Source organism: Halorubrum ezzemoulense DSM 17463, from assembly GCF_002114285.1.
GTDB classification, from domain to species: Archaea; Halobacteriota; Halobacteria; order Halobacteriales; family Haloferacaceae; genus Halorubrum; species Halorubrum ezzemoulense.
Genome location: NZ_NEDJ01000048.1, coordinates 1 through 25,193, shown reverse-complemented (window position 1 = coordinate 25,193; position 25,193 = coordinate 1). Strand labels below are relative to the sequence as shown.

General features: G+C 70.7%; 22 protein-coding genes. 16 read left to right on the top strand and 6 right to left on the bottom strand.

Going from position 1 to position 25,193, the window contains the following annotated elements; all coding sequences use genetic code 11:
- On the bottom strand, nt 1-1,036 hold a 1,036-nt coding region (locus B9H04_RS12655), incomplete at its 3' end, for a PAS domain-containing sensor histidine kinase (RefSeq protein WP_085682762.1).
- A gap of 72 nt (nt 1,037-1,108) precedes the next feature.
- Nucleotides 1,109-1,990 (bottom strand): EamA family transporter, encoded by an 882-nt coding sequence (locus tag B9H04_RS12650; protein WP_085682761.1) that lies wholly within the window; start codon nt 1,988-1,990, stop codon nt 1,109-1,111.
- Between the two features lie 111 nt (nt 1,991-2,101).
- Between B9H04_RS12650 and B9H04_RS12645 the strand changes: the two genes are divergently transcribed.
- Both B9H04_RS12645 and B9H04_RS12640 read left to right on the top strand, forming a co-directional pair.
- Nucleotides 2,102-2,692, top strand: a complete 591-nt coding sequence (locus tag B9H04_RS12645; RefSeq protein ID WP_049932730.1) for a DUF309 domain-containing protein — start codon at nt 2,102-2,104, stop codon at nt 2,690-2,692.
- Between the two features lie 84 nt (nt 2,693-2,776).
- Nucleotides 2,777-3,580, top strand: a complete 804-nt coding sequence (locus B9H04_RS12640) for a M14 family metallopeptidase (protein WP_085682760.1) — start codon at nt 2,777-2,779, stop codon at nt 3,578-3,580.
- A 41-nt stretch (nt 3,581-3,621) separates the two neighbouring features.
- On the opposite strand, the gene B9H04_RS12635 is transcribed toward B9H04_RS12640, so the two are convergent.
- Nucleotides 3,622-4,002 (bottom strand): cupin domain-containing protein, encoded by a 381-nt coding sequence (locus tag B9H04_RS12635; RefSeq protein ID WP_085682759.1) that lies wholly within the window; start codon nt 4,000-4,002, stop codon nt 3,622-3,624.
- Between the two features lie 109 nt (nt 4,003-4,111).
- Here B9H04_RS12635 and B9H04_RS12630 point away from each other — a divergent pair, with 109 nt between their 5' ends.
- From B9H04_RS12630 to B9H04_RS12620, 3 genes are all read left to right on the top strand, one after another.
- Nucleotides 4,112-5,296, top strand: coding sequence for a CBS domain-containing protein (locus tag B9H04_RS12630; protein WP_049932738.1), 1,185 nt, complete (start codon nt 4,112-4,114; stop codon nt 5,294-5,296).
- A 75-nt stretch (nt 5,297-5,371) separates the two neighbouring features.
- The gene (locus B9H04_RS12625) at nt 5,372-7,420 is read left to right on the top strand and encodes a DUF460 domain-containing protein (RefSeq protein WP_085682758.1); all 2,049 of its coding nucleotides are present in this window, start codon (nt 5,372-5,374) and stop codon (nt 7,418-7,420) included.
- A 120-nt stretch (nt 7,421-7,540) separates the two neighbouring features.
- Complete coding sequence (locus tag B9H04_RS12620; RefSeq protein WP_085682757.1) at nt 7,541-8,527, top strand: tyrosine--tRNA ligase; 987 nt, start codon at nt 7,541-7,543, stop codon at nt 8,525-8,527.
- Nucleotides 8,528-8,551: 24 nt separating this feature from the next.
- On the opposite strand, the gene B9H04_RS12615 is transcribed toward B9H04_RS12620, so the two are convergent.
- Nucleotides 8,552-9,334 carry a topoisomerase DNA-binding C4 zinc finger domain-containing protein gene (locus B9H04_RS12615; RefSeq protein WP_176450642.1) on the bottom strand — a complete coding sequence of 261 codons (783 nt, stop codon included), beginning with the start codon at nt 9,332-9,334 and terminating at the stop codon, nt 8,552-8,554.
- A gap of 179 nt (nt 9,335-9,513) precedes the next feature.
- Nucleotides 9,514-11,856 carry a DEAD/DEAH box helicase gene (locus B9H04_RS12610; protein WP_085682756.1) on the bottom strand — a complete coding sequence of 781 codons (2,343 nt, stop codon included), beginning with the start codon at nt 11,854-11,856 and terminating at the stop codon, nt 9,514-9,516.
- A 203-nt stretch (nt 11,857-12,059) separates the two neighbouring features.
- Between B9H04_RS12610 and B9H04_RS12605 the strand changes: the two genes are divergently transcribed.
- The 8 genes from B9H04_RS12605 (at nt 12,060) to B9H04_RS12570 (ending at nt 20,740) form a co-directional block, all read left to right on the top strand.
- On the top strand, nt 12,060-12,422 hold the full coding sequence (locus B9H04_RS12605; protein WP_049932746.1) for a TRAM domain-containing protein: 363 nt from the start codon (nt 12,060-12,062) through the stop codon (nt 12,420-12,422).
- Between the two features lie 126 nt (nt 12,423-12,548).
- Nucleotides 12,549-17,114 (top strand): LAGLIDADG family homing endonuclease, encoded by a 4,566-nt coding sequence (locus tag B9H04_RS12600; protein ID WP_085682755.1) that lies wholly within the window; start codon nt 12,549-12,551, stop codon nt 17,112-17,114.
- Complete coding sequence (locus tag B9H04_RS12595) at nt 17,115-17,408, top strand: DUF7854 family protein (protein WP_049932750.1); 294 nt, start codon at nt 17,115-17,117, stop codon at nt 17,406-17,408.
- A 106-nt stretch (nt 17,409-17,514) separates the two neighbouring features.
- Nucleotides 17,515-17,853 (top strand): DUF7855 family protein, encoded by a 339-nt coding sequence (locus tag B9H04_RS12590; protein ID WP_049932754.1) that lies wholly within the window; start codon nt 17,515-17,517, stop codon nt 17,851-17,853.
- Entirely contained in the window at nt 17,850-18,452 is a 603-nt protein-coding gene (locus tag B9H04_RS12585) for a DUF7856 family protein (protein WP_085682754.1), read from the top strand. Before B9H04_RS12590 ends, B9H04_RS12585 begins: the two co-directional genes overlap by 4 nt.
- A 56-nt stretch (nt 18,453-18,508) precedes the next feature.
- On the top strand, nt 18,509-19,327 hold the full coding sequence (locus tag B9H04_RS12580) for a DUF7857 domain-containing protein (RefSeq protein ID WP_049932763.1): 819 nt from the start codon (nt 18,509-18,511) through the stop codon (nt 19,325-19,327).
- Nucleotides 19,324-19,974, top strand: a complete 651-nt coding sequence (locus B9H04_RS12575) for a MinD/ParA family ATP-binding protein (protein WP_049932764.1) — start codon at nt 19,324-19,326, stop codon at nt 19,972-19,974. The genes B9H04_RS12580 and B9H04_RS12575 overlap by 4 nt, the downstream gene beginning before the upstream one ends.
- Before the next feature lie 82 nt (nt 19,975-20,056).
- Nucleotides 20,057-20,740 carry a hypothetical protein gene (locus B9H04_RS12570; protein ID WP_049932766.1) on the top strand — a complete coding sequence of 228 codons (684 nt, stop codon included), beginning with the start codon at nt 20,057-20,059 and terminating at the stop codon, nt 20,738-20,740.
- A gap of 27 nt (nt 20,741-20,767) precedes the next feature.
- Here the strand turns inward: B9H04_RS12570 and B9H04_RS12565 are convergent, their stop codons facing one another.
- Nucleotides 20,768-21,067, bottom strand: a complete 300-nt coding sequence (locus B9H04_RS12565) for a HalOD1 output domain-containing protein (protein ID WP_049932767.1) — start codon at nt 21,065-21,067, stop codon at nt 20,768-20,770.
- 151 nt (nt 21,068-21,218) lie between these two features.
- Here B9H04_RS12565 and pheS point away from each other — a divergent pair, with 151 nt between their 5' ends.
- The 3 genes from pheS (at nt 21,219) to B9H04_RS18765 (ending at nt 24,788) form a co-directional block, all read left to right on the top strand.
- The gene (gene pheS, locus B9H04_RS12560; RefSeq protein WP_049932768.1) at nt 21,219-22,751 is read left to right on the top strand and encodes a phenylalanine--tRNA ligase subunit alpha; all 1,533 of its coding nucleotides are present in this window, start codon (nt 21,219-21,221) and stop codon (nt 22,749-22,751) included.
- Nucleotides 22,751-24,514, top strand: coding sequence for a phenylalanine--tRNA ligase subunit beta (gene pheT, locus B9H04_RS12555; RefSeq protein ID WP_085682753.1), 1,764 nt, complete (start codon nt 22,751-22,753; stop codon nt 24,512-24,514). Before pheS ends, pheT begins: the two co-directional genes overlap by 1 nt.
- A 118-nt stretch (nt 24,515-24,632) precedes the next feature.
- Nucleotides 24,633-24,788 carry a hypothetical protein gene (locus B9H04_RS18765; protein ID WP_155120046.1) on the top strand — a complete coding sequence of 52 codons (156 nt, stop codon included), beginning with the start codon at nt 24,633-24,635 and terminating at the stop codon, nt 24,786-24,788.
- Nucleotides 24,789-25,193 lie beyond the last annotated feature (405 nt).

Sequence of the window (25,193 nt, the reverse complement as noted above, 5' to 3'; positions counted from 1 at the left end):
CACCGGCCAGCGGCGCCCGGAAGCCCCCCCCTGGGCACCGATCGACTTCGAGCGTCCAGCCGGGCGCGGCCGCCACGTGCTCGCGAGTAGCGAGCCCGATCCCGGTCCCGCCCCCAGGAGAGACGCCAAAGTCGGTCAGTTCCACCCGGTCGCGCTCGTCATCCGGGAGCCCAGGACCGTCGTCGGCCACGTACAGCCCGCGGTCGTCGACGCCGACTCGAACCGTGGGGGCGTCCCCGCCGTACTCGAAGGCGTTGCCGATGAGGTTCCCGACGGCGCGCCGGAGCAGGGTCGGGTCGCCGGTGACGGCGCCGGCGTCCGCGACGACGAGGTCGGCGTCAGCGGGGATCTCTCCGAAGTCGCCCGACCCTAGGCAGTCGGCCGCGAGGTCGGCGAGGTCGACCGCGGCGTCCTCCGTCTCGATCGCGTCCGGATCGCGGGCCATTACGAGTGCCTCGTCGATCATCGACTCGATCCGACCGAACGCGCTCTCGGCGGCGGCTAACTGCTCGGTGTCGCCGGTCTCGCGCGCGAGGTCGATGTACCCCCGCGCGACCGACAGGGGGTTCCGGAGGTCGTGCGAGATGAACCCCGCGAGCCGTTCGAGCCGCTCGTTGAGGCGCTCCAGTTCGCGCTCGCGCTCGACCCGCGCCGTGACGTCGCGGATGACTCCCACCGCGCCGACGACGGCGCCGCCGCGCTCGATCGGCGTCAGCCGCGTTTCCGTCGTCACGTCGCTCCCGTCGTCGAGCGTCGTCGTGAGCTGGACGCGCTCGTCGTCGGCTTCGCCCCCGAGGACGCGCTCGACCGCGGCGCGGTAGCGCTCGCCCGCCTCCTCGCTCCAGCGCCCCTCCGCGACGAGTCGCTCGGGGTGTTTCGCGTGGAGAACCGCCTCGTCGAAGCCAGTCACCTCGCGGAGGCGGTCGTTGACGAACACGCGGTTCCGGTCGGCGTCGAGGACGTACGCGCCGTCGCCGAGGGCATTCACGATCGACTCGGCGTGATCGATCGGGACCGACTCCGGCGGAGTTTCCATACGGCCCGTACGGGCCCCAGAGACAAGTGTTACTCGGGTAGCGGCAGGCGTGGCGGCGAGCGGCCGACCGCGTCAGCCGGCGATCATCGCGACGCCGGCGACCGCGAGGACCGCCGCGGCGAGCCGGAGCCGGAAGTGCCGCTCGCCGAGCAGCACGCCCCCGAGGACCGCCGCGACGATCGCCTGCGTGTTGATCACGGGGGGGGCGACGCTCGCGGGCAGCGCCGCGAACGCGACCGTCGTCAGGTGCTCGCCGGGCGCGACGAGCCCGCCGGCCGCGAGGAACTTCGGGAGGTCCCGCCGGGTGACCGCGAACGGGCTCCGGAGCGCCGCCGGAAAGAGGACGACCGCGACGCCGGCGAGCAGGAGCGGCACCCACAGCGTGCCGGGGATCGAGAACTCCTGGAGCGCGACCCGCTTGCCCACGTCGGCGACCGCGTAGCAGGCCGCGCTCGCGAGCGCCAGCTGCGCCGGCCGGGAGCGCGCGGCCCGCGCGAACGGCGCGAAGAAACCCCCCGGCTCGTAGTTCGCGACGTACACCGCGAGGGTGGTGACGACGACGCCGGCGACCTGGACCGGCGCGAGGACCTGCCCGAGCAGTCCGACCTCCAGCGGGAGGACGAACATCGGGACGATCTTGTTGATCGGCGCGACGTACGACACCGCCCCCTGGTCGATGGCGCGCAAGAAGAGGACGAAGGCGGCGGCCGTCCCGAGGGTCGTGACGGCGACGACCGCGGCCCGACGCGGCGCGACGAGCCCGGACACCCCCGCCGCGGCGTCGCCGAACCCGACCGTCAGCCCGGTCCCGGCGAGGAACCACGAGACCGCCGCGACGTTGATCGCCACCGTCAGCGCGGCGGGCGGGTATCCGGCGAAGGCGCGCTTCAGGACGAAGAGGTACGCGCCCCAGACGACGGCGGCGGCGACCGCGGCGAGGAGTCCGGCGTCCATGCGGTCGACCCGAGCGCGAGCGGGGGAAAGAAGGGTTCGGTTCGCGGGCCGGTCGGCTTCGCCGCCGGCGCCGCGAAACGGTTAGGTCGCTGCCGCGTGAACGGCACGCACATGGACGACCACACTCGGGACCCCGGCGTCGCCCCGCCGCTCGGGAACCCGACCGGATGGCACGCGGGCGACGAGTCGCGCGCGGCGTCCGGAGAGGCGGAAGCGTCGTCCGGCGACGCGGACGCGTCATCCGGCGACGCGGACGGGCTGCCAGACGCACAGGCGGTCGGCGGGTACTGGGAACACGCGACGCTCCGACGCGCGACCGAACACGGCGTGCGGCTTTTCAACGACGGCGCCTACCACGAGAGCCACGACTGCTTCGAGGACGAGTGGTACAACTACGGCAGCGGCACGGCCGAGAGCGCCTTCCTCCACGGGATGGTCCAGGTGGCCGCGGGCGCGTACAAGCGCGTCGACTTCGAGAACGACGCGGGGATGCGGTCGCTGTTCGAGACGGCCCTCCAGTACCTCGACGGGATCCCGAGCGACTTCTACGGGGTCGACGTCGACGACGTGCGAGAGACGCTCCGGGCCGCGCTCGACGACCCCGCCGCGGTCGACGGGTGGCAGATGCCCCTCGACGGCGCACGTCAGCCGGCGTACCCCGCCGACTACGAGTACACTGAGCGCGTCGACGAGGGGCACTGAGCCCGGGCGTTGCCTGACGCACGGGGATCGGACCGCTCGCCGCGGATCCGAACGCCACTTATTCGCCGCCCGTCAGGGTGTGGTATGGAGATCCACGATCTGGGCGACGGGGAGCCCGAGGTCGCCGTCGTCGGCGCGATCCACGGCGACGAGCCCTGCGGCGCCCGCGCCGTCGAGCGCCTGCTCGACGCCGACCTCGACCCCGAGCGACCGGTCCGCCTCGCCACCGCAAACGAGGCGGCGCTCGACGCGGGCGAGCGCTACCGCGACGCCGACCTCAACCGGGCGTGCCCCGGAAACCCCGACGCGGAGGCCCACGAGGTCCGGCTCGCGGCCGAACTGGTCGACGCGCTGGAAGGGTGTACGACCCTCGCGATCCACTCGACGCAGTCGTACGCGGAGCCGTTCGCGGTCATCGACTCGATGGACGAAGTGACCCACGCTGTCGCGCCGCACCTCCCCGTGGACGCGGTGATCCAGACGGACGCGTTCACCGAGGGCCGACTCATCGAGCACCCGCACACGCTCGAAGTAGAGGCGGGGCTCCAGGGCTCCGAGGCGGCCGCTGACAACGCCTACTGGCTGTCGCGCGCGTTCCTCGCCGCGACCGGCGCCATCTCCGCGCCCGGCGCCGATGACGTGCTCGACGCCGGCGGTCGGGAGGACGTGTCGGTGTTCCGACTCCGCGAGCGGATCCCGAAGCCGGAGGCGGAGGCGTACGAGGTGTTCGCGCGCAACTTCGAGCGCGTCGAGCCCGGCGAGCGGTTCGCGGCCGCCGACGGCGAACCGCTGCTCGCCGACGAGCCATTCTACCCCGTACTGTTATCGCCGAACGGCTACCGCGACCAGTTCGGCTACGTCGCCGACCGCGTCGGCACGCTGGAGTAGGTGCCCGCCTCGCGGCGCGCGAGGCCGAGCCCGGACGCCCGCTACTCGACGAGTTCGATCGCATCGTCGCCGTTCGGCACCGCACAGATGAACGCGCCGGGCTCGTCGCGCTCGTTGCGGTACCAGTGTTCGACCCCCGGCGGGATCAGGAGAGTGTCGCCGGCCGACACGGTGCGTTCCTCGTCGCCGATCCCGACGACGTACTCCCCGGCGAGGACGTACTGCTCGTGTTCGATCGCGTTGGTGTGGCGGGGGACCTCGGCGCCCGGTTCGAGCTCGAACCGGCGCATCGCGAAGGTCGGCGCGCCGTCCGACCCGTCGAGGAGGACGCCCTTCGAGAGCCCCCCGGCGGCCTCGACGGGCCCGTACGCGATGTCGTCGCCGCGCTTCACGACCGACCCCGCGTCCCCTGCGTCGCTCATACGCGACCGTGACGGGAGGCGCGTATTTAATTGCTCACCGCCCGGTCCCGGCGGCTCGAACGTCGACCGACCCCTGTGACTTAACCGCACACCGGCCGAACGCGATGGCATGCGTGGAATCAAGATCGGGAGCGCGTTCGGAATTCCGATCCGGCTCAACTGGACGTTTCTGATCGTCTTACCGCTGTTCGCGTACCTGATCGGGTCGCAGGTCGGGATGATCGCGGAGGTGATGAACGAGACGGCCGGTCTCGGGATCGACGCGACCGCGGTCGCGAGCGGCACCACGCCGTGGGTACTCGGGCTGTCGGCCGTGATCGGGCTGTTCGTCGGGGTGCTGCTCCACGAGTTCGGCCACTCGCTGGTCGCCATGCGATACGGCTACGAGATCGAGTCGATCACGCTGTGGCTGCTCGGCGGCCTCGCCAGCTTCGCCGAGTTCCCCGAAGACTGGAGACACGAGTTCTGGATCGCGATCGCCGGCCCGCTCGTCAGCGTCGCGGTGGGGATCGCCTGCTACGGGGTCGTCCTCGTCGCGCCCGTCGGCTCGAACGCCGTCCTCTTCGTCTTCGGCTACCTCGCGCTCCTGAACATCGTCCTCGCCGTGTTCAACATGCTGCCCGCGTTCCCGATGGACGGCGGGCGGGTCCTCCGGGCGCTGCTCGCGCGGAACCAGCCGCACGCGCAGGCGACCCAGCGGGCCGCCTCCGTGGGGAAGGTGTTCGCGTTCCTGATGGGGATCTTCGGCCTGTTCACCTTCCAGCTGCTGCTCATCGTGCTCGCCTTCTTCGTCTACATCGCCGCCTCGGGCGAGGCCCAGCAGACGACCCTGAAGGCCGCCTTCGAGGACGTGACCGTCGGCGACGTGATGACGCCCCGTGAGGGGCTCCACACGGTGACGGAGGACACCTCGGTCGGCGACCTGATGAGCCGGATGTTCGAGGAGCGCCACACTGGCTACCCCGTCCTCGACGGCGACGAGCTCGTCGGGATGGTCACCCTCGAAGACGCCCGGTCGGTCCGCGAAGTCGAGCGCGACGCCTACCGCGTCGACGACGTGATGGTGACCGACCTCGTCGCCGTCGACCCGGACGCCGACGCCCTGACCGCCCTCCAGACCATGCAGGAACACGGCGTCGGCCGCCTCCCCGTGGTCGACGCCGACGGCGAACTCGTCGGCCTCATCTCGCGGTCGGACCTGATGACCGCGTTCAACATCATCCAGACGGGCGGGACGCCGGGCGTCATCAGCGGCCGGCGACAGCAGGCCGGCGAAGAGCCCCGAATCCTCTGACCGCTCGCTCCCGCGGCGGCGGTCCGCGACCGCCCCCGGCGTGGGGTATATACGCGGCAACGACCTACTCGGGATGTGACAACCCGGACCATCCGCGCCCGCGACCGGCCGGTGTTCGGCGTCGACGTCCACAGCGGCGACGTCCGCGGCGACAGCCCCTCCTACGCGCTGGTCATCCTGGACCCCGTCGACGAGGACGACCCGGACGCCCCCGACGCCGACGGTCCGATGGCCCGGATCACCCGCGACGTGGTCTCGTTCCGGAAGCTCTGCCGGCTGATCGACGACCGCGAGCCACTCTACGTCGCCACCGACAACGCCTACGAGCTGGCGGCGGACAAGGGGGAGCTCGTCAACTTCCTCCGGTCGCTGCCAGACGGGACCCGCCTCGTCCAGGTGACCGGCGCGGAACGGCCGGAGCCGCTCTCGCGGGTCGCCTCCCGGCACGGCATCCCCTACGGCAAGAAGCCGATGAAGGAGGCGGAGGCGTCGGCGCGGCTCGCCGCCGCGAACGTCGGCCACGAGGTGACCGCGTTCACCGACGAGACGACCGTCAAGGTGTCTCGCGGGCGCTCGACCGGAAATGGCGGGTGGAGTCAGGACCGCTACACGCGGCGGATCCACGGTAACGTCCGCAAGCGGACGCGCCAGGTCCAGTCGAAGCTGAAGGATGCGAACCTCGACTTCGAGCGGGACGTGACCGAGAAGTACGGCGGCTACGCGAACGCGACGTTCACCGTCGAGGCCCGCCCCGAGGATATCCCGGTGTCGAACTCGCGGGCGGGCGACGTGCGCGTCGAGGTCGAGCGGGAACGCCGCGACGGGATCGAGTACGAGCCGCTGGTGAAGCGGCGCGACCGCGTCATCGTCGGGATCGACCCCGGGACGACCACCGCGGCCGCGGTCGTCGGCCTCGACGGCACGGTCCCCGCGCTGTACTCCTCCCGCACCGGCGACACCGCCGAGGTGACCGAGTGGATCGTCGAGCAGGGGCGACCGATCATCGTCGCCGCCGACGTGGAGCCGATGCCGGAGACGGTCGAGAAGTTCCGGCGCTCGTTCGACGCCGCCGGGTGGCGGCCGACGACCGACCTCCCGGTCGACGAGAAGCTCCACCGCACCCGCGAGGCGAGCTACGCGAACGACCACGAGCGCGACGCGCTGGCGGCCGCGCTGTACGCATACGACGACCACGAGGACCAGTTCGAGCGGATCGCGGCGAAGACGCCGCCGCGGCTCGACCGCGGGGCGGTGATCGCCGGCGTCGTCGCGGGCGGCTCGTCCGTCGAGGCCGTCATCGAGGACCTGAGCGAGGACGACGGCGGGGACGGAGACGAGGACGACGCGGACGAGGCGGACCCCACCGAGCCCGACCGCACCGAGGAGGAGGAGACGATCCGCCGGCTTCGCGAGCGCGTCGACCGGCTGGAGTCGCACGCCGAGTCGCTGGAGGAGGACTTAGAGGAGCGCGACGACCGGATCGCTGAGCTGGAGGGCGAGCTGGAGGAGGCGAAACGCGAGGAGCGCATCGAGGCGCGCTCGCGGCGCGCAGTCTCGCGGCTCGAACGCGAGACGGACCGGCTGGAGCGCGAGCGCGACGAGGCAGAAGAGCGCGTCGCCGACCTCGAACGCAAGGTGGAGACGCTGAAGGAGCTGTGGCGGCTCGACCACTCGAACTTCGGCGACGTGGCCGAGGGGCGGGGGCTGGTGAGCGTGAAGGTCGTCGAGCAGTTCACGCTCGACGCGCTCGACGCCGCGGACGACGCCTACGGGCTCGTCGCCGGCGACGTGGTCTACCTCCGGGACGCGTCGGGCGCTGGCCGGCGGACCGCGGAGCGGCTCGCGGAGGCGGAGCCGCGGGCCGTGATCCGCGGCGATGGGAACCTCTCAGACGTCGCCGACGAGGTGCTGTTCGGGCGCGCCGTCCCCGTGGTGCCCGCCGACGCCGTGCCGGTCCGCGAGGTGGACGAGCTGGCGGTCGCGAGCGAGGAGGACCTCGCGGCCGCCGTCGAGGACTGGGAGGAGCGCGCCGAGCAGCGCCGGCGCGACGAGAAGGCCGAGCGGATCGACCGGATCATCTCCGAACACCGGGCGGGGCGGACGCTGCCCGAGACGGAGGAGTGAGCGCGCCCGGGGACGACCGGAACGCGAGTCAAAGCGGCCGACGGGCGCGCTGGCGGCGCTCCGCGTGAGTCGTCGGCACGCATCCAGAAGTCATATGTCCGGGAACGCACACTCGGAGGTATGGACGCTCACGAGCTGATCACCCGGAACGCGGCCGAGGTGGTCACCGAGTCGGAGATCGAGGCGCTGGCCGACGACCCCGAAGGAAAGCGGGCGTACGTCGGCTACGAGCCCTCGGGCGTGCTCCACATCGGTCACATGCTCACCGCGAACAAGCTCATCGACCTCCAGGAGGCGGGCTTCGAGGTCACGGTCCTCCTCGCGGACGTACACGCCTACCTCAACGACAAGGGGTCGTTCGAGGAGATCCGCCACACCGCCGAGCGGATGCGCGACCAGTTCATCGCCTACGGGCTCGACGAGTCGAACACGCAGTTCGTGCTCGGCTCGGACTTCCAGCTCGACGACGACTACACGCTCGACCTCCACGCCCTGGAGCTCGAGACCACCCTCGCGCGGGCCGAGCGGGCGATGGCCGAGATCAGCTCGGGCGACTCGGTGAAGGTGTCGCAGGCCGTCTACCCGCTGATGCAGGCGCTCGACATCCCGTACCTCGGCGTCGACGTCGCGGTCGGCGGGATGGAGCAGCGGAAGGTCCACATGCTCGCGCGCGACGTGCTGCCGAGCATCGACCGCGAGCCGCCGACGAGCCTCCACACGCCGCTGATCGCCGACCTCGCGACCGGCCGCGGCAAGATGTCCTCCAGCGAGGGCGTCACCATCTCGATGGAGGACTCCCGCGAGGACATCGAGTCGAAGGTGAACGACGCCTACTGCCCGCCGACGGCAGATCCGGAGCCGACCGACGACGGCGCGGAGCGCGAGAACCCCGTCCTCCAAGTGTTCGAGTACCACGTCTTCCCGCGGTTCGACGCGGTCACCGTCGAGCGCCCGGAGGAGTACGGCGGAGACCTGGAGTACGACGCCTACGACGCCCTCGAAGCCGACTTGGAGTCGGGCGAACTCCATCCCGCGGACGCGAAGGGCGCGCTCGCCGAGTACCTCGACCGCCCCATCGCGCCGGGCCGCCAGCAGCTCGCCGAGTAAGCCACCCCGCCGGGCGGAGCGCTGTTAGCCGTCGCCTTTCCCCGTGACCTCCGGCTTTTCGCCCGTCGCGCGGCCGTCGACCTCGCAGGTCCCGTCAAGACAACCCAGTCCGGCCGCCGTCTCGAAGACGGGGAGCCCGCAGTCGCACTCGTCGACGGCGACGCCCGCGGGGAACGAGAAGGTGGTGTCGCAGTCGGGATAGCGCTCGCAGCCGAGGTAAACGCGACCCGGCGCGGAGCGGACCCGGAGGTCCCCCTCGCAGTCCGGGCACTCCCAAGCGCCGTCGAACCGGTCGCTGACGGCCGCCTCCATCGGGTCGCACGCGGGGTCGAGACAGAGGTGGAACGGCTCGCCGCGCTCGACGCGGATCTTCGGGAGCCCGCAGTCGTCGCAGGTCGCGTCCGTGACGCTCGCGCCCGCCGGGAGCCCCCAGCGCGCCTCGCAGTCGAGACACGCCACGTCGCCGCGCGACCGCACGAGCGGGCCGCCGTCGTCGGGGCAGGTGCCGACCGGGACGCCCGCCTCCGTGACGGGGAGCGCCCGGCTGGCTGTCGCCTCCTCGGCGACGACGCGGAGCCGCCGCGATCCGTCGCGAGCGGTGACAGTGAACCCGTCGCCGTCACCCTCGACGACGACGCTCTCGGGGCGGGTGAGCCACGCGACGGGCTGGTAGCCGTCAGCGTCGTGGACGAGCGTCGTGTCGTCGGGTTTGATCAGTACCACGACGCGGCCCCGATGGGTTCGGGTGCGGTCGCCGCGGTCGGTCACCTGACAGTCGCCTGCGAGCACGCGGAGTCGTTCCGGCATAGGGCGGGTGGCCGCGGAATGGGTGTTAAGCGGTCGTTGCGGGAGTTTAAGAGAGATGCCGGGCGGGTGGCGGTGAGAACGGGTGACGCGACGAGACGGCAGATCGCTCGAACGTCCCGGCCGCTCGTTGATAAGCGGATACCGACGGATCGCAAGATCGGATTCGGACGCCGGCGCGCCTACGCCACCCGGACCGTCCGCGTCGCCGTGACGGGCAACAGCGGGAGGTCCGGGAAGACGACCTCGACGACGAACTCCAGTTCGTCGGCGTCCGGCGGGCCGAACACGCCGACCGGGACCGTCGTCTCCCCGTCGAGGTACGTCGTCGTCGCGGTCATCTCCACGTCGTTGACGGTGACGCGGATCCCCGCGCGGGCGCTCCCCGAGACGGCCGCGACGGCGACCTCGCACATCTCGTTCTCGCCGACCGCGATGCCGTCGGGGAACTCACCCCAGTCGACGTCGATCCGGGGGCAGTCGCGGGCGGCGTCGACGATCCGCTCCGCCACGGAGTCGCTCATCCCGGCGTTCGCCAGTTCCGCCGGACCGGCGTCGACGACGTCGGCCGGCGAGGTGAGCCCGGCGTCCGCGAGGCGCTCCGCGCGGCCGGAGCCGACCCCCTCGATCGCCGTGAGCGCGACCGCCTCGCGGGAGACGCCGTGTTCGACGCGCGCCTCCACGCGACGGGCGAGGTTGGCGGCGCGCGGGCCCGCGCACCGGTCGAGGAACTCCGCGAGCGCGGCGAGCAGGCGGAGCGCGTTCTGCCGGATCACCCACGCGTCGGAGCGGAGGTCGGAGGGGATCGAGTCAGCCATCCCCGCCAGCAGGATGGCGAACACCTTGCGGTGACCGTCCTCCAGGTCGGTGTCGCGGCCGTCGAGGATGCGGTCGACCGCGTCGGCCTCGGCCGAGCGCGCGGAGACGGAGTCGAACTCGCCCGCCGACGCGACGGTCTCTAACACGGCGTCGGCAGTCAGCGTCTCGCGCTCGGCGAGGCGCCGGAACCGGCGGGCGGTGTCGAGCCGGAGGTAGTACTTCGAGGCCAGCCGACCGAGGGCGGTCGGCTCGATCGCGAGGTCGTCGTCGGCCGCGACGAAGCCGTCGTCGACGAGCGATTCGAGGGTGTTCCGCACCCGGTCGCGGAGCGTCGAGAAGTCGTACTGGTCGGGCTTCGACTGCGCGCGAACGTAGTAGAACGTCGTCTCCAACCACGCCATCACGTCTTCGAGCCCGCGGATCGTCCCCATCGCGATCTCGGCGTTGAGGTGCGACTCGAGGTCGGCGGCGAGCCGCGACTCGATCGCCTTCCCCTCGCGCAGCAGTTTCCGGTACTTGTCCGCGTCGGCGCGGTCGCAGACCACCCAGCCGTACCCGACGTCGTCGTACTCCGGCCGACCGGCGCGCCCGAGCATCTGGAGCACGTCCAGCGGCGAGATGTCCGTCTCCCCCTCCAGCGGGTCGTGGTACTTCGTGTCACGGATGACGACGCAGCGAGCGGGGAGGTTCACGCCCCACGCGAGCGTCGACGTCGAGAAGAGGAACTTGATCTTCCCCTGTTTGAACCACTCCTCGACTCGGTCGCGGTCGTCCTTCCCGAGGCCGGCGTGGTGGAACCCGACGCCGTCGGTGACCGACTGGCGGAGCGTGTCGTTGGTGAGCTCTTTCGCCTCGTTGTGGAAGTCGTAGTCGTCGCGCGAGTCGATCGGGATGTCGCGTTCGGTGATCTCGTCGCGCGCCTTTTTCGCGGCTTGGACGGTGTCCTGCCGCGAGGAGACGAACACGAGCGTCTGTCCGTCCTCGCGGACGTGCGGCTCGGCGAGGTCGAGCGCGCGGTAGAGCCGGCGGTACTTGTCCGCGAACGCGTTCGAGCCGTGCGAGTACGTCTTCACGCCGGTCTCGAGGTCGACGGGACGGTACTCGTCGCCGAAAGCGTACGTCGTCTCCGCGGGCGCGTCGAGCCACTCCGCCACGTCGCCGATGTTCGGCATCGTCGCCGAGAGCGCGACCACGCGGGGGTCTTGGAGCCGGCGGAGCCGCGAGACGGTGACTTCGAGCACCGCGCCGCGCTTCTCGGAGTCGAGCAGGTGGACCTCGTCGATGACGACGCAGTCCACGTCGGTGATAAAGGAGTACCGCGCCGAGTCGTGTTTCCGCGTCGCGCTGTCGGCCTTCTCCGGCGTCGTCACCAGCACGTCCGCGCGCTCGGCGCGGCGGGGGTTCAAGTCGCGCTCGCCGGAGACGACGTACACGGAGTAGCCGAGATCCTCGAAGCGCTCCCACTCGCTCTCCTTCTCGTTCGTGAGCGCCCGCAGCGGCGCGACGAAGAGCGCGGTCCCGCCTGCGGCGAGCGTCTTACAGATGGCGAGCTCCGCGAGCGCCGTCTTCCCGGAGGCGGTCGGCGCCGACGCGACCACGTTGTGGTCGGTCTCCAAGATCCCCGGCAGCGCCTCCCGCTGCATCCGGTTGAACTCGTCGAACCCGAAGGCCTCCGCGAACTCCGGCACCGCGTCCGCGACCTTCACGGCACACCACACCCGTGCGCGAGTCGTCGGGAACCGCGGCTGTGTCGCATCGGATCGAGAGGGGGGCTTCGAGGGCAAAGGCGTTTCTCATGCGGGCGCGGCGGGACTCGGGCCGCGCGAGCGGCGAGATGTCGAGGTCGCCGAGCGCCGAAGCGTCGCCGCAGACCCACACCGTTTAGGCGACCGCGGTCGACCGCACGGGTATGATCCCCTCGTCGCCGCTCGTCGTCGGTGCGGGCGTCGCGGTCGCGCTGTTCGCGCTGTTCGCGGTCGCCCGTCGGCTCCGCGGCCCGTCGACGGAGGCGCGCGAGTCGAAACGCGCTCACGAGGCGGCCCAGGAACGCGAACCGCCGGTCGAGATCGGCGAGACGTACGAGTTCGGCGTCACCGAACTCACCGACCACCACTCGGGGAACGAGGTCGCCGTCGGCAAGGTGGAGGGATTCGTCCTCTTCACCGAGGACATCCCGAGCGGGCTCGAACCCGGCGACGTGATCCGCGCGAAGGTCCTCTCGTTCAACGAGGGGCGCACCTCCGCCGACGCGACCTTCGTCGGGCGGGCGTAGTTCGGTCGGTTGGGGCGCGGTCGCCGCCGAGTCGGCCGGCGCGACGACGCCGGACGCCGCACCCGAGGCGACCACGTCCGCCCCGAACCGGAGGTTGATACGTGATGGTGACGAAGAGGTGTCGCAATGGCTCAGGCCGGCACCCAGGACCTCACGGAGCGGTTCATTCAGTTCTATCGCAACTACTACCGGGAGGAGATCGGACAGCTCGCCCAACGGTACCCCAACGAGCAGCGCTCGCTGTACGTCTCCTACGACGACCTCTTTCAGTTCGACCGCGACCTCGCCGAGGACTTCCTGAACAAGCCGGAACAGATGCGCGAGTACGCCGAGGAGGCGCTACGGCTCTATGACCTCCCCGCCGACGTCAGCCTCGGCCGCGCGCATGTCCGCATCGAGGACCTCCCCGATAGCGTCGACATCCGCGGTATCCGCGTCCACGACGACCATATCGGGAAGCTCGTCTCGATTCAAGGGATCGTTCGTAAGGCCACCGACGTACGCCCGAAGGTGACGGAGGCCGCCTTCGAGTGCCAGCGCTGCGGCACCATGACGTACATCCCGCAGTCCGACGGTGGCTTCCAAGAGCCCCACGAGTGCCAGGGCTGCGAGCGACAGGGCCCGTTCCGCGTCAACTTCGATCAGTCCGAGTTCGTCGACTCACAGAAGCTCCGTATCCAAGAGTCGCCCGAGGGGCTCCGCGGCGGCGAGACGCCCCAGTCGCTGGACGTCGACATCGTCGACGACATCACCGGGAAAGTGAGCCCCGGCGACCACGTTACCTGCGTCGGTATCCTCCACATCGAGCAGGTCGAACAGGGCAACGAGAAGTCCGCCATCTTCGACCTGTACATGGACGGCGTCTCCATCGCCATCGAGGACGAGGAGTTCGAGGACATGGACATCACCGAGGCGGACAAACGCGACATCATCGAGCTCTCCGAGCGCGACGACATCTACGAGGCGATGGTGGGTTCGATCGCGCCCGCCATCTACGGGTATGAAGAGGAGAAGCTCGCGATGATCCTCCAGCTGTTCTCCGGCGTGACGAAGCATCTCCCCGACGGGTCGCGGATTCGGGGCGACCTGCACATGCTCCTGATCGGTGACCCCGGCACGGGTAAGTGTCTTAAATTTGATACCAATGTGACACTTGCTGATGGACGAGAAGTTCCGATAGGCGATCTCGTCGAGGACAATCTCGATGATCCGAAACCGATCGACGACGGCGTCTTCGACGAGGTCGATTTCGAAGTACCCTCGCTACAGTCGGACGGAACGATCGGATCCGCGCGAGCGACGAAAGTCTGGAAGCGGGAGGCTCCCGAGACAATGTATCGTGTCGAGACTGCCTCCGGCATGGAACTGGAGGTGACGCCGTCGCATCCGCTGTTCGTTCAGACTGGTGCCGGACACGTTCCGCGGCGTGCGGATGAACTCGACGTCGGTGACCGTGTGGCCGTCGCATCGCGCGCTGCCACAGATGGCGGTATCGCCGTGTCTGGTAGTCAGAACACCTCGGTCGTAGAGGAAGTCCGATGGGACTCGATCGAGTCCATCGAACGGGTCGAATCCGATGAAGACTGGGTCTACGATCTCGAAGTGGAGAGAACGCACAACTACGTCTCGAACGGGGTCGTCTCTCACAACTCCCAGATGATTTCGTACGTCGAGAACATCGCACCGCGGTCCGTCTACACCTCTGGGAAGGGATCGTCGGCGGCCGGCCTTACAGCTGCAGCCGTGAGAGACGACTTCGGCGACGGCCAGCAGTGGTCGCTCGAAGCCGGCGCTCTCGTCCTCGCGGACAAGGGAATTGCGGCAGTTGACGAGCTCGACAAAATGGACTGCGTCACGGGCGACGCGCTGGTCTCGCTCGCGGACGGCCGCGTCGAGCGCATCGACGAACTGGCGCGGGAGGCCGCCGAAGACGGAGATGTCGAGGAACTCTCGAACGGACGCCATATCCGCGACGTCGACCTCGACGTCTGGTCGATGGACGAGGACGGGAACCTCGTCGAACGGTCCGTCTCCGCGGTCCACGAGTACGACGCGCCGTCGGAGCTGACCCGAGTGACGACGGAGACCGGCGAGTCGCTGACTGCGACCGCCGACCACCCGTTCTTCGTCCTCGACGACGGGGAGCGTGTCGAGCGCGAGGCGGCCGCCCTCGACGGGGGCGACTGGGTGTACGTCCCTCGCGAGATTCCGACGAAGGCGGCGGACGGCGGAGCGGTGGCTGCGAGCGGTGGAAATGGGCCAGCGGCCGAGCCCGGCGACGGGGAGAGCGTCGACGCCGCGATGGCGAGCGTCCTCGGATACCTCTCCGGCGACGGGAACGTCTACTACGACCGCGACGAGGGCGTCTACGGCATTCGGTTCACCAACACGGACGACGACCTCTTAGACGACTTTGAACGCGCGGCGCGCGAGGCGTTCGACGCGGAGCCGGTCCGCCCGCCGAGCGAACGGCGCGACGGCGGCGTCGAGACGGTCCGCGTCACCGGGAAGGAACACGCCGACGCCGTCCTCAACGCGGGGATGAACCTCGGCCGGTACGACGAGAAGTGCTTCCCGACTCCCGTTTCGACCGGAAGCCGCGCGGCGAAGGCCGCGTTCGTCCGGGCGCTCGCCGACAGCGAAGGCCACGTCGACGAGTCGGCCGGAAACGTTCGGATAGCGTCGGCGAGTCGGGACCTGCTCCGCGGCACGCGGAACCTCCTCTTAGGGTTCGGCGTGTCGAGCCAGCTCCAGTACCGCGAGCGAGACGGCGGTCGCGACGTGTACTACCTCACGGTGACCGACGCGGATTCGCTCGCGGCGTTCCGGCGCTTCGTCGGATTCACGGCCACCCGGAAGGCCGAAGCCCTCGACCGCGTCGTCGATTCGGCCGACGGCGGCCGAACGATCCTCGACGTGGTCCCGGAGGTCGGCGACGCGCTCGCGCGGTCTCGCGAGTCGCTCCGGCTTCACCAGCGCGAGTGCGGGCTCGACGCGGTCACGTACCACGACTTCGAGAGCGGGACTGCGAACGTCTCGCTCCACCGCGCCGACCGGATACTCTCGGCGTTCGAGGCTCGGCGTGAACGCGCGACCGAAGACGTGGACGCGCTCGACGCGACGGCGGCGTGGGAGACGCTCTCGGAGCTTCGGCACCGATACCACGTCTCGCAGTCCGAGCTTGCCGAAGGGACGGCGCTGTCCCAACAGCAGATTTCCCGCGAATGGGGCGAACGCGACGAGGTCCGCCGGACGGTGACCGAGCGGCTCCGAGAGATTCTCACCGGAGTCGGGGAGACCGACCTCGACGACCTCCGCGAGTTCGTCCGCGGCGACGTGAAGTGGCGTCGGGTCGAGTCGGTCGAAACCGTTCCGCCGGAGTCGACCGAACACCGCGGCGAGGTGCTCCGACAGCGGCTCGCAGACGTCATCGAGGGACCGGTCGAGACGGCCGAAGAGCGCGCTCGCGACCTGCTCGACCGCGGTCCGGTCGGCGAGACGCGATCGGAGCTGTCGGCGGCGCTGGACGCGTACGGCGTCGGTCAGTCGGACGTGGCGTCGAGGCTCGACGTGACGCAGGCGACCGTCTCCCGCTGGCTGTCCGGCGCCGTCGAGACCGACCGGCTCGACGACGTGCGTGAGGCGGTCGTGGAGGAGGTAAACGCCGTGAAGGCGGAACTGCGGTCGATACTGGCGCGGATCGAGGACGGCGAGCGACCCCGGGTGTACGACCTGACCGTCGAGGAGACGCACAACTTCGTCGCGAACGGGCTCGTCGTCCACAACTCCTCGGACCGCTCCGCGATGCACGAGGGGCTCGAACAGCAGAAGATCTCCGTCTCGAAGGCGGGGATCAACGCGACGCTGAAGGCGCGGTGTTCCCTGCTCGGCGCCGCGAACCCCAAGTACGGCCGGTTCGACCAGTACGAGCCGATCGGCGAGCAGATCGACTTGGAGCCGGCGCTGATCTCGCGGTTCGACCTCATCTTCACCGTGACGGACAGCCCGGACCCGGAGCACGACTCCCGGCTGGCGAAACACATCATCAAGACGAACTACGCCGGCGAGCTCAACACCCAGCGCGAGGAGCTGGCGAGCTCGGAGTTCACCTCCGAACAGGTGGCGGAGGTGACCGAGGAGGTCGCGCCGGAGATCGACTCCGAGCTTCTCCGCAAGTACATCGCCCACGCGAAGCGGTCCTGCTTCCCGACGATGACGGAGGAGGCGAAGGAGGTGATAGAGGAGTTCTACGTCGACCTGCGCTCGAAGGGCGCCGACGAGGACGCGCCCGTGCCGGTCACCGCCCGGAAGCTGGAGGCGATGGTGCGGCTCTCCGAGGCGAGCGCGCGGGTACGGCTCTCGGACACCGTCGAGCGCGAGGACGCGGACCGCGCGACGGACATCGTCGAGTCCTGTCTCAAGGACATCGGCGTCGACCCGGAGACGGGCCAGTTCGACGCCGACGTGGTCGAGACGGGCACGTCGAAGAGCCAGCGCGACCGCATCAAGAACATCAAGGGGCTCATCGCCGACATCGAAGAGGAGTATCAGGAGGGCGCGCCCGTCGAGGAGGTGCTCGACCGCGCGGGCGAGATCGGGATGGACCAAGGAAAGGCGGAGGAAGAGATCGAGAAGCTCCGCACGAAGGGCGAAGTGTACGAGCCCAAGCAGGGCCACCTCCGGACGACGTAGATGGACCGGATCTCCGCGATACGGAACGTCGAGGACGCGCTCCGCGAGTTCCAGGACGGCGACGCCGACCTCGCGGCCACCGAGCGTCGCGTCGCGGCCGTGCTCCGGACGTACGCGACCGAGTTCGACGGTGAGGGCGACGTGTTCCGCGCGGTGGGGGACGACCCGGTCGACGGCACCGTGGTCGTCGCGCCCTCTGAACCGGCCGCGCGCGAGCGCGTCCTCGCGGCCAGCGGGGTCGACGACGCACCGGACGGCGGGGAGGAGCCCGCGTTCGACGTCGAGCGGTTCTAGTTACTGACCCCGGCCCCGCGGACGCTGAATCGATCCGGCGTCACTGACGCCGACTGAAACGTTCCGGTCCGGAACGGATATATTTCAAAATCGACCACCGGCGGGCGTGCTGCTGGTCGTGACGTACTCGGCGGCCGCCAGGACCGGCCTCCGAAACCTCTGTCGTCGCCACGAGTCGGTCGTCGCGCGGCGGTTCGGTCGCGCCGCGCTGCTCAACGAGACGGAGTACGCGGCGTTCCTCGCGCTGCGGCTGCGGGAGTCGCACGGCGGGGACGTACAGATAGAGCGCACCGAACCGTTCAACGAGTTCGTCGCCGTCGACGACGCGGTCCGAGAGGCGGCCGCGGCCTACGCCGACCGGTCCGCGAAGTCGACGCCGTACGCCGCCTTCGCGGCGGGGACGGACCACCCGGACCCGGACGCGATGCGCGGCAGAGAGCTGTGACCGGGGCGAGGTCGACGCAGTCGGGGTCGAACCGAGAGGACAGCGAGGACGGGTCGAACGTCGTCAGAGGGTGTCCCGCTCCGGGCGAGGTTCTCGGACGACTCCCCGCCGACGCCGGGCTCCGGCGACAGCTCGCGGCCGCCGCGCGCTCGCGGGGGCGGACCGCGTCCGTCGCGGGAGAGATCGCGGACATCGAGGCGGAGCTCGCGGGGATCGAGGTCGAACCGGTCGACCTGACGGCGGCGCGGCGGCGGGTCGCCGAGGCGACCGGAGAGATCGAGCGGCTGAAAGAGCGGGTCGCGGCGCTGCGGGGCGACGTGCGAGCGCGCCGCGAACTCGCCGAGGCGATGTATCCCGAGTTCCGACGCGCGCTCGCGGTCGTTCCGAGCGGCGATCCGAGCGCGGCCGGGACGGGACCGGGCGCGTACGACGGAGACCCGGTCGCGGCGTCGCTCGCGGCCGTCAGGACCGCGGCGCTCGACGGACCGGTCGGGCTGCGCGGCAGCGCGGCGCGGCGGATCGAGGAGTCGGGGCGGAGCCCGCGGTCACTCCTTCGGACGGCCGATGTTCGCTTTCGAGGCGCGCGCGACGGGCGCTGAACCCGACGGGGGCGGGTTCGCCTGAGCGTTAAATACGATTCCGCGGGACCCGGCGCATGGAACTCGACTGGTCCGTCGACCGCGAGGGGGACGCGTCGCTCGTCGGTTTTCGGGTGCGCAACGACGGGGCGGTCCCGCGGCGTGTTCGGATGGAGAGCCGGCTGAACGGTCCGCTGCTCTCGCCGCGGCGCGGCGGCGTCCCCGAAGCCGGGTGGGACGCAGCGGGTGTGACCGCGGTACTCGACCCGGGCGAGCGCGCGGCGTTCGGGTTCGCCGCGCTCGCCGACCCCGTCGACCCGCCGGTCGAGATCGCGAACGTCGAGCCCGTGTCGTCGGACGCCGACGAGGCCCACGAGACGGCCGCAGGCGGGACCGACCTCGCACGGGCGGCGGTCCGGGACCTCGAATCGTATCGGCCGCCGCTCGCCGCCGTGGACGGAGCGGAAGGGCGCCACGGGACCCCGGACGCGGGCGGCGACGCGGGGGCCTCCGGTTCGGAGGGGCACTTGCCGGGCCGGGAGGATGCCGAGGGCGACGGCGACGCGGAGAGAGTCGCGGCGCGAGTCGAGCGCGACCCGGACCAGTCAGCTACGCCCGAGTCACCGCGGCGAAGTGCGGCCGGTGGCGGCGTCGACGCGTGGTTCGTGGCCGTCGAGGCGCGGATCGAACGGGCGGAGCGCCTGACCGACGCCGACCTCGCGGCGGCGACGACGGTCGTCGAGGAGGTCGACGGCCTCGACGGGGTCGGAGCGCTCGACGAGCGCGTCGCGGCCGACGCCGAGCGGCTGCGGGCGGTCCGCGACCGCGCCGCGGCGCTGGCGGACCGCGCCGAGGAGAGCGAGATCCGGGTCGAGGCGCTGGAGGCGCTGGCGTGATCCTCGCGGTTGCGGGCGGGAAAGGCGGCGTGGGGAAGACGACGCTCGCGTACAACGTCGCCGCCGCGCTCGACGCCGTCGTCGTCGACGCGGACCTCGGGATGGCGGACCTGCCTGACGGCCGCGGCCCCGACCTCCACGACGTGCTCGCCGGCGCGGCGGCCCCGACGGAGGCGCTCCGTCCCGGCCCGGTCGACATCGTCCCGTGCGGGCGGACGCTGGCGGGCGCTCGGGCGGCCGACCTGACGCGGTTGGCGGAGGCGGTCGCCGCGGTCGAGCGCGAGTTCGGGACGGTCGTCGTCGACTGTCCCGCCGGACGCCGCGCCGACGCCGGCGTGCCGCTCGCGGTCGCGGACGCCTGCCTCCTCGTCGTCTCGCCGCGCGCGTTCGCGCTCGCCGACGCGATCCGGACGCGAGAGCTGGCCCGGGAACTCGACGCCGGGTTGGTCGGCTGCGCGGTCAACCGCGTGACCGAGCCGCCGCCGGTCGACCCGATCGGTGACGCGCTCGGGGCGCCCGCGGAGGTCGTCCCGGCCGACCCCCGCGTCGGCCGCTCGGTGGCGACGGAGCGGCCGGTCACGACCGCCGCGCCCGAGAGCGAGGCCGCCGCGGCGGTCCGGGCGCTCGCGCGACGCGTTCCGGAGTGAACGCCGGAGGGGGGCGCCGCCGTCGCGACGGGCCCGGCGCGACATCGGGCCTTTTACCTCGGGCGTGCCCTCAGCGAGGACGATGATCGGAGTCGCGTTCGTCGTCGGCGTCGCGGTCGTCGCCGCGCTCGCGGTCGCCGTGGGGCCGCTGTACGCGGCCGACCGGTTCCGCGACCTGCGGGAACCGACGGACGCGGAGCGAGCGCAGATCGTGGCGCTGGCGGAACCGGGCGGACTCGCCGTCGAGCGCGTCGCGATCGAAGCCGTCGACGGCGCGGGCGGGGACGGCGCCGCAGCCGACGGTCCCGCTGAGGTGTCGGTCCGGGGACCGCCCCGTAGACGGGTGCTGTTCCTCACCGAAGACGTGTTGACCGACCTCGACGAGGACGCCGCAGTCGGGCTGTTCGCGGCGGAGGCCGGCCGCGTGACGACGTACTACGCCGAGTTCCGCGCCGTCGCCGTCGGCGCCGTGCTTGGGGCGCTGGCCGCGGTCGTCACGACCCTCGTCCCCTTCGAGTCCGGGTTCGCCGCGCTCGTCGCCGTGGGGCTCGTTTCTTTCTGGGCCGGTCGGCGGGTCCAGTACGCGGCGGACGCCCGCGCCGCGGACGCGGTCGGCGCCGACCGCGTCGCCGACGCGTTCGAGCGCGTCGCGGAGCGCCGCGGCGTCGAGCCGGAGACCGGCGACTGGTCGACGTGGTTCGAGGTACAGCCCCCGCTCGGGGATCGGGTCGCGCGGCTCCGCGAGCGGGCTGCCGACGCGGAGTAACGAGTGAAGGGACCGAGGCGGCCGGGGTCAGTTCCCCGAGCGCTGAGCGACGGCGGAGTCGGGGCCGACGCGGACGTCGTAACCCGCGACGGTGAGGGAGACGTCGGCGTCGGACCGCCCGGCGACGAGCGAGTTCAGCGCGTCGGGGTCGACGTGTTCGTACAGTACCACGCCCTCCTCGGGGAGGTCCGCCGGATCGACGCCGGCGAGATCAGCTATCGCTTCGACGACGGCGAGACTGGGACTGGGACCGCTGCCCCCGTGACGGACGCGGGCCCGCTCCGGAACCGAACCGGAGCCGCTCGATTCGGCCGTTACGCTGCTCATACCCCCTAGAGGCGGATATCATACATAAATCAGTCGTTCAATTTATCATATATGATGCCTTGCCCGCGACAGAGTCTCTGAACCGGGAGCCGGGCGCGTCTCGGTCCCGGAACCGTTACCAACCAGCCGCACGCGTGTAGAGACAACTCGAATGCGACTCCCGGAACGACAGCTCGCGGTCCTCGAGGCCGCGAGCGCGACGGACGAACGAACGGTGGCAGAGATAGCCGCGGAGACCGACCTGAAGCCGGAGACGGTGGCCGGCGCGGCCTTCGACCTCGCCGACGAGGGGCTCGTCGAGGTCGGCTCGGTGACCGACCGGACGCTCGCGCTCACCGACGAGGGGCGGCGCTACGTCGACGAGGGGCTACCCGAGACGCGGCTCTACCGCGCCGGCCGCGACGCGGGGGCCGACGCCGACTCGGTCTCGATGGGCGCAGTCATCGGTGAGGCGGCGTTGGACGGTCCGGAGGTCGACATCGCGCTCGCGAACTTCGCGCGGAAGGGGTACGGGAGCGTCGACGGCGGCGAGCTCTCGGTCGACCCCGACGCCGATCCCGACGACGCCGAGGCGACGGCGCTCGCGGCGCTCGCGGAGGCCGACGCCGACGGGGAGAGTCTCGACGGGGACGCCCTCGACGTTGACGAGGCCGTGATCGATCGGCTCGACTCGCGCGGGCTGATCGCGGTCGGCGAGTCCGTCACGCGGACGGTCCGGCTCACAGACGAGGGCGTCGACGCGCTGATGACCGGCGTGGAGGCGACCGAGACGGTCGGGGCGCTCACGCCTGAGCTCCTCGCCAGCGGCGAGTGGCGGGACGCCGAGTTCGCCGCGTACAACGTCGAGGCGGAGGCGGAGACGGCCCGCGGCGGTCGCAAGCACGTCCTCCGTCGGACCGCCGACCGCGTGAAGGACGTCCTCGTCGGCATGGGGTTCCAAGAGATGGAGGGCCCGCACGCCGACGCCGACTTCTGGATCAACGACTGCCTGTTCATGCCGCAGGACCACCCTGCCCGGACCCACTGGGACCGGTTCGCGCTCGACGTGGACCGCATGGAGTCGATTTCGGACGAACTGATGGCCCGCGTCGAGTCGGCCCACCGCGACGGGTGGGGCGACGACGGCGACGGCTACCACTCGCCGTGGTCGGAGGAGTTCGCCCGCGAGGTCGCCCTCCGCGGACACACCACGTCGCTGTCGATGCGATACCTCTCCGGGGTTGCCGGCGCGGAGCTGGAGCCGCCGCAGCGCTACTTCTCGGTCGAGAAGGTGTACCGCAACGACACCCTCGACCCGACGCACCTCCTGGAGTTCTTCCAGATCGAGGGGTGGGTGATGGCCGAGGACCTCTCGGTGCGCGACCTGATGGGCACCTTCGAGGAGTTCTACCGGCAGTTCGGGATCACGGACATCCGGTTCAAGCCGCACTACAACCCGTACACCGAACCCTCCTTCGAGCTGTTCGGGGAACACCCGGAGACGGGCGAGGAGATCGAGATCGGCAACTCCGGCGTGTTCCGGGAAGAAGTCACCGGCCCCCTCGGCGTCGACTGCGACGTGATGGCGTGGGGGCTCGCCTTAGAGCGGCTCGCGATGCTCACCACCGGCGCGGAGGACATCCGCGACCTCCACGGGACGCTCGCGGACATCGAGTTCCTGCGGGACGCGGAGGTGAGCTACTGATGCCCGTCGTCGACGTCGACCCGGACGAGCTCCGCGAGCTCACCGGTCACGAGGAGAAGGACGACGAGGAGCTGAAGGCGGACCTGTTCGGGCTCGGCCTGGAGTTCGAAGGCGAGACCGACGACGGCATGTACCAGTTCGAGTTCGCGCCCGACCGGCTCGACCGTCTCTCCGTCGAGGGGGTCGCCCGCTCGCTGCGCTACCACTACGGCGACGCGCGAGGCGTCTACGTGCCGAACACGAACGACCCCGAGTGGAGGATCGAGGTCGACGAGTCGGTGCCCGACGAGCGCCCGTACGTCACCGGCGCGGTGGTCCGCGGCCTCGACCTCGACGAGGCGGCGCTGGAGTCGCTGATCCAGCTCCAAGAGAAGCTCCACGCGACGATGGGACGGGGGCGCGCGAAGGGCGCCATCGGCATCCACGACCTCGCGATGGTGAAGGGCGCGCCGCTCCAGGAGGGCGCAGAACCGTCGATCACCTACCGCGGCGTCGACCCCAAGGGCGACACGTTCGTCCCCCTCGACGCGAACGACGAGCTGAGCCCGGCCGCGGTGCTGGAGGAGCACGCCACGGGCGAGACGTACGCCGACCTCGTCACGGACCTCGATCGCTACCCGGCGATCTACGACGAGCTCGGCCTGTTCTCGTTCCCGCCGGTGATCAACGGGAAGCGCACCGAGGTGACGACGGGGTCCCGCGAGCTGCTCGTCGAGCTCACGGGCACCGACCAGTGGACTATCGACCGGATGTGTAACATCATCTGTTACGCCCTGTCGGCCCGTGGCGCGACGATCGAGGAGGTCGAAGTGAACTACGCCGACGGCGCGACGCACCCGAGCGAGTACGGCGCGGAGCTCGTCCGGCCGAACCTCGACATCGATGAGAAGACGGTGTCGCACGAGCGGATCGAGACGCTGCTCGGCGTCGACTTCGAGCCCGAGGAGGTCGTCGACTGCTTCGAGCGCGCCGGACTGGACGCCTCGTACACGCTCGGCGAGGACGTCCGCTACGAGGTGGAGATCCCGCCGTACCGCGTCGACGTGCTCCACCCCCTCGACCTCGTCGACGACGTGGGGCGCGCGTACGGCTTCGACAACCTGACGCCGCGCTACCCCGACGTGGGTACCGTCGGCGGGCGCCACGAGCGCTCCCGGCTGGAGGACGCGGTCCGTACGAGTCTCGTCGGGCTGGGCTTCGAGGATCTGCTGAACTTCCACATGACGGGCGGGACCGAGAACTACGACCGGATGCGGATCGAACCGGGCACGGGCGGCGCCGCGGTCGGAGACGGCGACGGGGTATTCGGCGGCGGCTCCCCCGTCGAGATCACCGAGCCGTACAGCGAGGAGTACACCCAGCTCCGAACGTGGGCCCTCCCGTCGCTCGTCATGCTGTTGGAGCGGAACACCCACAACGCCTACCCGCAGGACGTCGCCGAGGTCGGCTTCGTCGCCGAGCGCGACGACGACGCGGACACGAATGTCGCCGAGTCGCGGCACGTCGCCGGCGCGGTCGCCCGGCGCGACGCCTCCTATGAGGCCGCGAAAGGCCAGCTTCAGGCGCTGTGCGACGACTTCGACGCCGACCTAGCGACACCCCGAGTCGAGCATCCGACGTTCATCGATGGCCGCGCCGCCGCGGTCATGATCGACGGTGAACGCGTCGGCGTGATCGGTGAGATCCATCCCGCGGTACTCGTCGAGCACGATTTGGAGGTGCCGGTCGCCGCCTTCGAGTTCGACCTCGACGCGCTGCGGTAGACTCTCGACCGGATCACGTACCGACGCCGGACTTTCCGTTCGGTCGGTTCTATCACGGATTATCACGGAGAGTGGCTGGAGCAGAAGACATATATTCCCCTTAGCGCAGTTCCCGAGCATGGACTGCGAGAGATGCGGCGTCGACGCCACACTCACGCACCGGGACGTCGACGGGTTCGCGTACTACCTGTGTGAGGCCTGTATCGGCGGGTGGGACGCGGTTCGGACGCGATCGCCCGAGGCTTCGGACGAGAGTCGCTCGGCCGCGCAGTAGGCCCGAGCACCGGGTCGGCGGCGCGCGGTGACGCCGGGGGGACGCTCGCCAGCGAGAGCGACGCGCAGTAACCCCGACGAGATGCGTGCCCGCGAGAGCGACGCGCGCAGAGTGATCAGTAGGATCGAAACGGAAGGCGGTGATCGGGCCGTCCCCCCACCGCTTCTCGGCAGGGAGCACGCCGACGCGGGGGAATGATCCCTCGACGTGGTCGATGACGGGATCAGTTGTGTGTTGCGAAATCTAGCTCTGACGCTCTTCAGTAGACTGGCGGAACCAGGAGCATTAGTGCCTCTGGCCCGGCAAAAACGGGTATGTATGAAGACCGTCCTGCCTTCGGCCAGAGGCTATCAGAACTTGCGGAACTTGGGGTAATAGAATTTCGGGCCGAGCCGCTCGACGCCA